Origin of the sequence: Mycobacterium sp. (genome assembly GCF_052143115.1) — a bacterium.
GTDB lineage: Bacteria > Actinomycetota > Actinomycetes > Mycobacteriales > Mycobacteriaceae > Mycobacterium.
The window spans coordinates 1-9,596 of record NZ_JBKQTQ010000149.1 but is presented as its reverse complement, the minus strand read 5'-3'; the positions used below and the strand labels follow the sequence as shown (position 1 = coordinate 9,596).

8 protein-coding genes and 1 pseudogene are annotated in these 9,596 nt (G+C 67.5%); 4 read left to right on the top strand and 5 right to left on the bottom strand.

Annotated features, from left to right (window positions below):
• Positions 1-174: 174 nt before the first annotated feature.
• Positions 175-1,332 carry an acyl-CoA dehydrogenase family protein gene (locus tag ACLQI9_RS15620; protein ID WP_442376424.1) on the bottom strand — a complete coding sequence of 386 codons (1,158 nt, stop codon included), beginning with the start codon at positions 1,330-1,332 and terminating at the stop codon, positions 175-177.
• Positions 1,333-1,346: 14 nt separating this feature from the next.
• Between ACLQI9_RS15620 and ACLQI9_RS15615 the strand changes: the two genes are divergently transcribed.
• Genes ACLQI9_RS15615 through ACLQI9_RS15605 form a run of 3 tightly spaced genes read left to right on the top strand, consistent with a single transcriptional unit; the run spans position 1,347 to position 4,866 of the window.
• Positions 1,347-2,354 carry a MaoC family dehydratase gene (locus tag ACLQI9_RS15615; RefSeq protein ID WP_442376427.1) on the top strand — a complete coding sequence of 336 codons (1,008 nt, stop codon included), beginning with the start codon at positions 1,347-1,349 and terminating at the stop codon, positions 2,352-2,354.
• A gap of 23 nt (positions 2,355-2,377) precedes the next feature.
• Positions 2,378-3,571, top strand: coding sequence for a CoA transferase (locus tag ACLQI9_RS15610; protein WP_442376429.1), 1,194 nt, complete (start codon positions 2,378-2,380; stop codon positions 3,569-3,571).
• Positions 3,565-4,866 (top strand): amidohydrolase family protein, encoded by a 1,302-nt coding sequence (locus ACLQI9_RS15605; RefSeq protein WP_442376430.1) that lies wholly within the window; start codon positions 3,565-3,567, stop codon positions 4,864-4,866. The genes ACLQI9_RS15610 and ACLQI9_RS15605 overlap by 7 nt, the downstream gene beginning before the upstream one ends.
• Position 4,867: 1 nt before the next feature.
• On the opposite strand, the gene ACLQI9_RS15600 is transcribed toward ACLQI9_RS15605, so the two are convergent.
• Genes ACLQI9_RS15600 through ACLQI9_RS15585 form a run of 4 tightly spaced genes read right to left on the bottom strand, consistent with a single transcriptional unit; the run spans position 4,868 to position 8,630 of the window.
• Complete coding sequence (locus ACLQI9_RS15600; RefSeq protein ID WP_442376432.1) at positions 4,868-5,356, bottom strand: TetR/AcrR family transcriptional regulator; 489 nt, start codon at positions 5,354-5,356, stop codon at positions 4,868-4,870.
• Positions 5,357-5,384: 28 nt separating this feature from the next.
• Positions 5,385-6,599, bottom strand: a complete 1,215-nt coding sequence (locus ACLQI9_RS15595; RefSeq protein WP_442376434.1) for an acyl-CoA dehydrogenase family protein — start codon at positions 6,597-6,599, stop codon at positions 5,385-5,387.
• Positions 6,600-6,602: 3 nt separating this feature from the next.
• Entirely contained in the window at positions 6,603-7,703 is a 1,101-nt protein-coding gene (locus tag ACLQI9_RS15590) for an acyl-CoA dehydrogenase family protein (RefSeq protein WP_442376436.1), read from the bottom strand.
• A gap of 33 nt (positions 7,704-7,736) precedes the next feature.
• Positions 7,737-8,630, bottom strand: coding sequence for an alpha/beta hydrolase (locus ACLQI9_RS15585; protein ID WP_442376438.1), 894 nt, complete (start codon positions 8,628-8,630; stop codon positions 7,737-7,739).
• Between the two features lie 238 nt (positions 8,631-8,868).
• Between ACLQI9_RS15585 and ACLQI9_RS15580 the strand changes: the two are divergent.
• Positions 8,869-9,596 (top strand): annotated as a pseudogene (locus tag ACLQI9_RS15580) (acyl-CoA synthetase); the annotation flags it as partial.

Here is a 9,596-nt window from a genome sequence, read left to right as displayed (position 1 = left end):
CGCGATCCCCAACACCCGGCTAGTCGACGGCCTCGAAGGACCATAGAGCCACGGCGTCGACGAGGCGACCACCACACCATTTTCAGCCCGGAACGGGCGTCCCACCACGGACACTTTGGCTAGTCGGCCACAAATACCGGCTCGAGCTGGTCTGTCCGCACGGCTGATCGTGCCCTAGATGCCGCCCCGGGACACCAGCTGCCCGGCGATGACGTTGCGTTGGATTTCGTTGGTGCCTTCGCCGACGATCATCAGCGGGGCGTCGCGGAAGTAGCGCTCGACGTCGTATTCGGTGGAGTAGCCGTAGCCGCCGTGGATGCGTACCGCGCTGAGCGCGATCTCCATCGCCACCTCGGATGCGAACAGCTTGGCCATCCCGGCCTCCATGTCGCAACGCTCGCCACTGTCGTAGCGCTCGGCGGCGTAACGGGTGAGCTGACGGGCGGCGGTGAGTTTGGTCGCCATGTCGGCCAGGTAATTCCCGACGGCCTGATGCTTCCAGATCGGCTGGCCGAAACTCTCGCGCTGCTGCGCGTAGGCCAGCGCATCCTCCAGCGCCGCGGTCGCGACTCCGAGCGCACGCGATGCGACCTGAATACGGCCGGTCTCAAGGCCTTTCATCATCTGCGAAAAACCCTTGCCCGCTTCGCCGCCGAGAATCGCCGATGCCGGCACCCGGTAGCCGTCGAACGACAGCTCGCAGGTCTCTACCCCCTTGTAGCCCAGCTTGGGTAGATCCCGCGACACCGTGAGCCCCGGGCCGTGCTCCACCAAAAGCACCGAAATGCCTTTGTGGCGCGGCCTGGCAGCCGGGTCGGTCTTGCACAGCAGGGCGATCAACCCCGAACGCCGGGCATTGCTGATCCACGTCTTGGACCCGTTGACCACCAGATGCTCCGCACCGTCAGGCAACGCGGTGGTCGACATGTTCTGCAGATCACTGCCACCACCGGGCTCCGTCAGCGCCATGGTGGCCCGCAGCTCACCCGTGGCCATCAACGGCAAATACTGCCGCTTCTGCTCCGCAGTGCCGAACAGGGCCAGCAGCTTGGCCACCACGGTGTGCCCACCCATCGCGCCGGCCAGACTCATCCAGCCGCGCGCCAACTCCTGAGTCACCAGCACATAACACGGCATCGACACCGGGGTACCGCCGAACTCCTCGGGGACGGCCAGCCCATAGATACCGATGCGCTTCATCTGCTCAATCCACGCTTCGGGATACTCATTGCCATGCTCTCGCTCACGGACCGTCGGCTTGACCTCTTTGTCGACAAACTGACGCACCGTCTCGACCAGCATCTCCTCGTCGTCATTCAGCCCCATAGCCATACGGCAATGTTGGCATGCCCCGAAACCTGGCAGCGATGACCGGCCCCTACTTCGACGACTTGCGGACCGGCCAGGTCTTCGCCGCCGCGCCCGCGATGACGCTGACCTCAGGGCTGGCCACCGTGCACCAGAGCATCCTCGGCGACCGGTTGCGGTTGCCGCTGGATGCCGAGCTGTCGGCGGCGGTCACCGGGTCGACCGCACCGCTGGCCCATCCCGGCCTGGTTTGCGACGTCGCGATCGGCCAGTCGACGCTGGTGACCCAGCACGTCAAAGCCAACCTGTTCTACCGCGGGCTGGTGTTCTATCGATTCCCGGTCATCGGTGACACCCTGTTCACCCGCACCGAGGTGGTGGGCTTGAAGAAGAACTCGGCCAAGCCGGACAGGGCACCCACCGGGTTGGTGGCGTTGCGGATGACCACCATCGACCAGGCCGACCGGCTGATCCTCGACTTCTACCGCTGCGCGATGCTGCCGCTGAGTCCGGGTGCCGGCCCGAACGACGCGGATCACGCCGACGACCTATCGAAAGTCGGTGCCGATCTGGCCCCGCCGGCGTCGGCTGTCGACGAGTGGGACGGCGACGTGTTCCGTGAGCGCATCCCCGGACCGCATTTCGATACCGATCTGGCGGGCACGGTGTTGCAGAGCAGTGCCGATGTGGTCAGCAGTGCACCAGAACTGGCCCGTCTGACCCTGAATATTGCTGCCGTTCACCACGATTCACGCATCGGGGGACGTCGGTTGGTCTACGGCGGGCACACCATCGGGCTGGCGCTGGCCCAAGCCAGTCGGCTATTGCCCAATTTGGCGACGGTGCTCGGTTGGCGGTCCTGCGACCACACCGCTCCGGTGTACGAGGGTGACACCCTCTACAGCGAGTTGCACATCGACTCCGCCGAACCCACTGACAACGGCGGGGTGCTGGGACTGCGATCGTTGGTGTACGCCGTCAGCGACACGCACGATGACCCCCCGTGGCAGGTGCTGGACTGGCGTTTTACCGTCCTGCAGTTCTAAGCCGCTGACCGGCGGCGCGCACAATGGTGAGCGTGGACGCGTCGTTGAACTGGGCGGACGCCGGGCTGGCCTATTTGACAGGTGAGCCGGATGGACAGCCGGACTTCTCACGCGCTGCGGTGCTGGCCGAAGCCCGACGGGTGGGCGCCGATATCGCCCGGTTGTTAGGTGTCGAGGTGGACGCCGCCACCATGCTGGCCGGCCGTGCGGCGATCCTCGGCCTGACCCGTCGGGGCCGCGTCTCGGCGGGCGGCGCTACCCGACTGCTGGCCACCGCGGACGGTTGGTGTGCGATCGCGCTGCCGCGCGCGGATGACATTGCGACACTGCCGGCGCTGCTGGAAGCCGACAAGGTTCCCGGCGACCCGTGGATGGCGCTTTCTGGTTGGGCAGCAACGCGTTCGACCGAAGCCGTGGTTGCCCGCGGCCAGCTGCTGGATATCGCCGTAGCGGGACTGGGGGAAGTGTGCGCGGAGCCGCCGACGGTGCGACGGTGTCGCAGCCATGCCGGGCCGCGGCGGGTGGACGGGTTGCTGGTGGCCGACGTGTCGTCGTTGTGGGCGGGACCGTTGTGCGCGCAGTTACTGGCTCGCGCGGGCGCCGTCGTCGTCAAGGTGGAAAGCCCGAGCCGACCCGACGGCACCCGTGCTGGCGAGCCCGCCTTCTTCGATTGGATGAATTTTGGAAAGCTCTCCTACGCCGTCGATTTCGACAACGACACCGACGCGCTGCGCCGGCTGCTCACCGCCGCCGACATCGTTATCGAGGGCTCCCGTCCCGCGGCACTGCGGCGCCGCCAGTTGAGCGCCGACGACGTGCCCGCCCGGCCGGGACGAATCTGGTTGCGCATCAAGGGTTACCGCGGTCAGCCGTACCGCTCGGCATTCGGCGACGACGCCGCCGTGGCGGGTGGCCTGGTCGGCGCCGGCACGCACGGACCGGTGTTCTGCGCCGACGCGATCGCCGACCCGTTGACCGGACTGGAGGCGGCGCGAGCGGTGGGGCAGTCGGTGCGCCGCGGCGGCGGGGAGGTCATCGACGTGTCGATGGCGCAGGTCGCGGCGAGATATGCCGCGCTGCCGCGGACGTTACGGACTTCCGCTATGCCTGTCGACCGGCCCCGGCAACCGCCACCCGGCCCGGCGGCGTCGCCGCTGGGCGCCGACAACGCCGCAGTGCGCCACATTGTGTCCGAGAGACTCTGTGCACCATGCTGATTCAGCGTGCAACGACACTGGACGGTGCGGTCGTCGACTTGCGGGTGGGGGCACAGATCGGCGACGTGGCCGAGACATTGGCGCCGTGGAGCGGCGAGGACGTGTTCGACGCCGCCGGCGGAACCGTGTTGCCCGGGCTGCACGATCACCACGTGCACCTGCACTCCGCGGCGGCCGTCGAAACCTCGGTTCCGGTCGGGCCGCCGCAGGTACGCAACCGTGTGGCGCTGGCGACCGTGCTGGCCAGCGCCGAGCCCGGCGAAGACGGCTGGATCCGCGCCGTCGGCTACCACGATTCGGTTGCCGGACCGCTGGACCGGGCGGCGCTGGACGCGATGGTCCCGACCGTGCCGCTGCGCATGCAGCACCGCAGCGGCGTGCTGTGGATCCTCAACTCGGCGGGTTTGGTGCGGGTCGGTCTGGCCGGGCATCCCGATGGGCGGTTGCGCAGTGCCGACTCCTGGTCGGCTGCGCTGACCCGCGGCGCAACCAATCTGGCCGGCCTCAGTGATCGGCTGAGCCGCTACGGAGTCACCGGAATCACGGATGCCACGCCGGATCTCGATGTGGGCGATGTGGTGCGGTTGGCCGAACTGCACCGGCGCGGCGAACTGCGTCAACAGGTGTACTGCCTGGCGCCCGGCAAGCGCATCCTGCACGACGACGACCTGAACCTCGACCACCTCGCCGCGTGGATCGCCGACCGGCACCGCTGCGGCGCGCCGGTCGCCATCCACTGCGTGACCGCGGCCCAGCTGGTGGTGACGATCGCCGCGCTGCGCCAAGCCGGCACACACCCGCGCGACCGCATCGAACACGCCGCCGTGGCGCCGCCGGACTGCCTGACCGACCTCGCCGAACTCGCGGTGACCGTGATAACCCAGCCCAACTTCGTCGCCGAGCGCGGCGATCAGTACCTCGACGAGGTTCCCGCCGCCGAGCACGACCAACTCTGGCGGGTGGCGTCGCTGCTTCGGGCCGACGTGCCGGTCGCCTTGTCCACCGATATGCCGTTCGGCCAGCCTGACCCGTGGGCGGCCATGCGGGCGGCGGTGCACCGCACCACGCCGAGCGGAGCCGTGCTGGGTAACGACGAACGCGTCTCGGCGCGAACGGCTTTGACGATGTTCTTTGGTTTACCCGAGCAACCCACCCGGGCGCGAACTCTGCAACCGGGAGAGCCGGGGGACCTCTGCGTGCTGAGCGTACCGCCCGAAACGGCACTGGCCGAACTGGACGCCGGGATGGTCGCCGCGACGGCCATCGGCGGCGAAATCGCCTACGCGGCCAGGTGAATCAGGATATTTCTTCGGCCAGGTAGCGCTGCAACGTGGGCGCCACCGCGTCAACCAACGTGTCGACATCCATGGAGGCGATCGGCTCGACCCGCACCCCGTAGCGCATGATGCTCACACCGACCACTTGAGAGGCGCACAGCGAGGCGCGAAAGGTTATTTGGTCGGCCCCCAGCGCCTTGAGCAGCGGGTCGAAGACCGGGCCGATGAACAGACCCTGGGCGATATCAACCGTCTTGGCCAGGCCCGCCGTGGCGATCGCACTGGCCGCGAATGGCCCGCCACCGGTGGCATCCCACGTGGTGATCAGCATCTGCAGCGTTCGTCGGCCCGCTTGGTTCACGCCTCCGCGGATGATCCGGTCGATGAAATCCGGCGTCCCTAATGGCAGACGCAGCTTACGAGCCACCGGGTCAAGAATCCCCCGCGACGGCTTTTCGTGACCGGCCACCCTGCCAGGATGGCCGCAACATCGACGAAGTTCAAGCATCGACGCGGGCGCGTCGCCGCGGGCCAAATCAGTGCGGCAGATCCCGGAACGGTGTATTGCGATACGGCTCAGGTTCTTTCGGCAGTCCGAGTACGCGCTCGCCGATGATGTTGCGTTGAATCTGATCGGTCCCACCGCCGATCGAGGTGAAGTAGGCGTTCATCGTCCGGAATGTCACCGCGTCACCGATGGGATTCTCCGGTCCGGCCAGCATGGCTTCGGCGCCGACGATTTCGGTTTCGACGCGGGCCGTCTCGTGCAGGATCCGCGACATCGCGATCTTGCCGAGCGCCATCAGTGTCGCCGCCTCGCCGCGATCGACGGCGGCCTTCGAGCGCTGGGTGTTCCAGCGGTTGACCGTGGCCATCGCGTCGACCCGGGCAATCTGCTGACGAATGTATGGATCGTCCAGCCGGGCGGCTTCCCGCGCCAATTCGACCAGAAGGTTGGCCTTTTCGGGTCGGGGCCGTGTGCTGTCCTTGGCGGTGCGAGCCAGATCGCCCATGAACCGGCGCTCATACCCGAGCGCGATCTGCAGCACCGACCAGCCGGCGTTCAGCTCGCCGACCAAGTTCTCGGCGGGAACGCGGGCGTCTTCGATGAAGACCTCGTTGAACTCCGATTCGCCGGTGATCTGGTGGATGGGCCGGATTTCCACGCCGGGCTGACGCATCGGCAACATAAAGAAGCTGATGCCCTGGTGTTTAGGCACGTCCCAGTTGGTCCGCGCCACCAGCATGCCGTAGTCGGCGGTTTTGGCGAACGACGTCCACACCTTCTGGCCATTGACCACCCACTCGTCACCGTGGCGTTCGGCGCGGGTGCGCAGGCCGGCCAGATCCGATCCCGCACCGGGCTCGCTGTAGAGCAGGCACCACTTGCTCTCGCCACGTATTGACGGCGGAATCAGCCGTCGCTTCTGCTGGTCGGTTCCGGCGTCGTGCAGGGTACAGGCAAACAGGTTCGCGCGGTCGTGGCCGCAGCCGGAGGCACCGGCAGCTGCGAATTCCGCAGCGACGAGGCGCGATTGGGCATCCGAGAGACCGCGGCCGTACCACTCTGGTTCCCAACTGGGCACCGCCCATCCGGCGTCGACGACAAGCTGGGCCCACGCCGCGCGATCGATTCCGGGAATCCAGTTGGCCGCCAACCAGTCTCGGACTTCGTCGCGCAGTTCATCGTCGGTTAAGCGTCGCTGCTCAGCATCGCTTCGCTCTGCATCGTCGCCGACGCGGTCGGTCATCGCTCATGCCCCGATCTGCCGCAGGTAGCGTTCCCGGTGCCACGATGGGCTGCCCAGCAGCTGGGCGTCGCTGCGGGCCCGACGCAAATACAGGTGCGCCGGATGCTCCCAGGTGAATGCGATGCCGCCGTGTACCTGGATGTTGGTCGCAGCGACGAAGACGAATGCGTCCGAGCAATACGCCTGCGCCAGTGCAAGATCCGCGATGCGCGAGGGCGCTTGCTCGGTGAATGATCCGGCGACGTAGCGCGCCGCGGACACCGCCGACTCGGCCTCCAGCAGCATGTCGGCGCACATGTGCTTGACCGCCTGGAAGCTGCCGATTGCACGGCCGAACTGGTAGCGGGTCTTGGCGTACTCGGCGGCCATCTCGACTGCGCGCCGCGCACCGCCGGCCTGCTCGCTGACCAATGCCACCGCCGAGCGGTCCAGCGCTGCGGTGAAGACCTCGACGCCGGCACCCAGCCGTCCGACCAGGCGCGCAGGGGTGTCGACGAACTGCAGGCGGCACTGCTTACGGGTGGGGTCCACCGTGGTCAGCGGTCTGATGTCCAAGCCGGCAGCACCGGCGTCGACGGCGAATACGGCAGGCCCCGCGTCGGTTCCGGCCAGCACATACAACAGGTCCGCCGACTGCCCGTCGAGCACGAAGTGCTTATAGCCGGTGACATGCCAGGCGTCGCCGATGGCGCCCGCAGACGTGACGATCGTCGCCGGCAACCGAGCCGAGTCGTCCTCAGCGAAGGCAACACTGGCGATCAGCTCACCTGCTGCGATCCGAGGCAGCACCGCGGCGCATTCGGCCGCGTCGCCGGCTGCGGCCAGCAGGCTGGGCACCAGCACCGCTGTCGACAGGAACGGGCTGACCAGCAGCACCCGGCCCATCTCTTCCATCGCGATGCCCATTTCCACCGGGCCTGCACCGGCGCCGCCGTATTCCTCGGTGATCAGTAATCCGGTCAGCCCCATGGCCGCCAGGTCCTGCCACACCTTCGGGTCAAGACCGGTGTCGGTCGCCATCAGCGTCCGCACCTGCGCTTCGCTGGAGTGTCGCGTCATCAAGTCAGCGACCGCGTCGCGCAGCGCCCGCTGTTCGTCGCTCACCGCGAATGGTGCGCTGGTGCGCATAGCCGCCGGTCAGCCCGTCGGAGCAAGGGCGCTGCGCAGGCTCGCGCACTGGCTGGCGAAAAACGACCGTGACACAGCAGCTTTCGGCACCACCTGGTCGAAACCGTGGAAAGCTCCAGGGACCACCTCGACCTGGCACGGCACCCCGGCCGCGGTGAGGCGCTCGGCGTAAGCGAGGTCCTCGTCGTGGAACAGATCGTTGGTGCCGACGCCGATCCACGCCGGGGGCAGCCCGGCCAGATCGTCGCGGCGCGCCGGAACCGCGACCTGCGGGTCGGCAGTACCGAGGTACGACGCCCAGCCGAAGCGATTGCTTTTCGGGCTCCACAGCCGATAGTTCGGACTTTTCGGCCCCGACCCGCTGCGGTCGTCGAGCATCGGGTAGGCCAGCAGCTGCAGCACCGGCGTGACGTCCCCGCGATCGCGTGCCAGCAATGCCAGCGCAGCTGCCAGCCCGCCGCCGGCACTGGCGCCGCCGATCGCCAGCCGTGCTGGGTCGACGGCGGGCAGACCGGCCAGCCAGGTCAGCGCGGAATAGCAGTCCTCCAGCGGTGCGGGGTAGGGATGTTCGGGCGCCAGCCGGTAGTCCACCGCCGCGACCGTGATGCCCAACTCCCGGGTGAAGCGCCGGCACAGCGCGTCGTCTTGCTGCGCGGTGCCCATCACATAACCGCCGCCATGGACCCACAGCATTGCGGGTGTGGGTTGGCTGACGTCGATCGGTCGGTGCAGCCGCACACCGACACCGGAGCCCAGAATCAGCACCTCGAGGCCGTCGTGGCTCTTGCTGCGCTGCAGGCCGCTCAGCGCCCGGATGAGCCGCAGACTCCGCGGGCCGATCATTGTCCGGGGCGCGAGGCGGGCGACTCTGCGGAGATCAGGGTGGAAATCGGTGCTCGGCATCCGTCCAGTATCGCCAACGAGAACCGGCCCTATGCCCCGGGCTCCGCCGTTGACGGCGAAGACATACGTGTGTCCGAATGACGAGGGTTTCCAGGTGTTGGCTTGCCGCGGCGGCACCCTCGCTGCGCGTAGTGTCGATTTGGTGACGTCAGCGGATGTGTGATCACCGGGAGTGTCGGTGTGACATGTGGTATCGGTGACATGGGGTAGCGACCTGATCGCCGGTCCGGTAACCCAGATGGTCGCGACCGCGCGGACCGGTATCGAGGTGCTGCGGTTCGGTGGCCTTCAGACCGGATCCCGTCCGTCGCCGTTTCAGATCATGGAGCGGTGCGACATGTACCGGCTACGACGCTACTTCCCCGACGGCGCAAATGATCCGTCACGGCCGCCGGTAGTACTTGTGCCGCCGATGATGATGTCGGCCAACGTGTTCGACGTCACCAGAGACCAGGGTGCGGTCGGAGTCCTGCATGATCTCGGTGTGGACCCGTGGGTGGTGGACTTCGGCTCACCGGACCGGGAAACCGGTGGGCTCGAACGCACGTTGAGCGACCATGTCGTCGCGCTGAGCCGGGTCATCGACTCGGTACACGCACACACCGGCCGCGAGGTGCATTTGGCGGGCTACTCGCAGGGCGGCATGTTCTGCTATCAAACCGCGGCTTACCGACGTTCCGAGGGCCTGGCCAGCGTCATTACATTCGGCGCCGCCGTAGATTCGCTCAGCGGTCTGCCGTTCGGAATTCCCGCGGCCCTGGCGGGCCGCGGCGCCCAGCTGATCGCCGATCACGTCTTCAACCGTCTCTCGGTGTCCGGATGGATGGCCCGCACCGGGTTTCAACTTCTGGACCCGATCAAGACGGTCCGGGCGAGGTGGGACTTTCTACGGCAACTCCATGACCGAGAGGCGTTGCTGCCCAGGGAACAGCAACGCCGCTTCCTCGAGGTGGAGGGCTGGGTGGC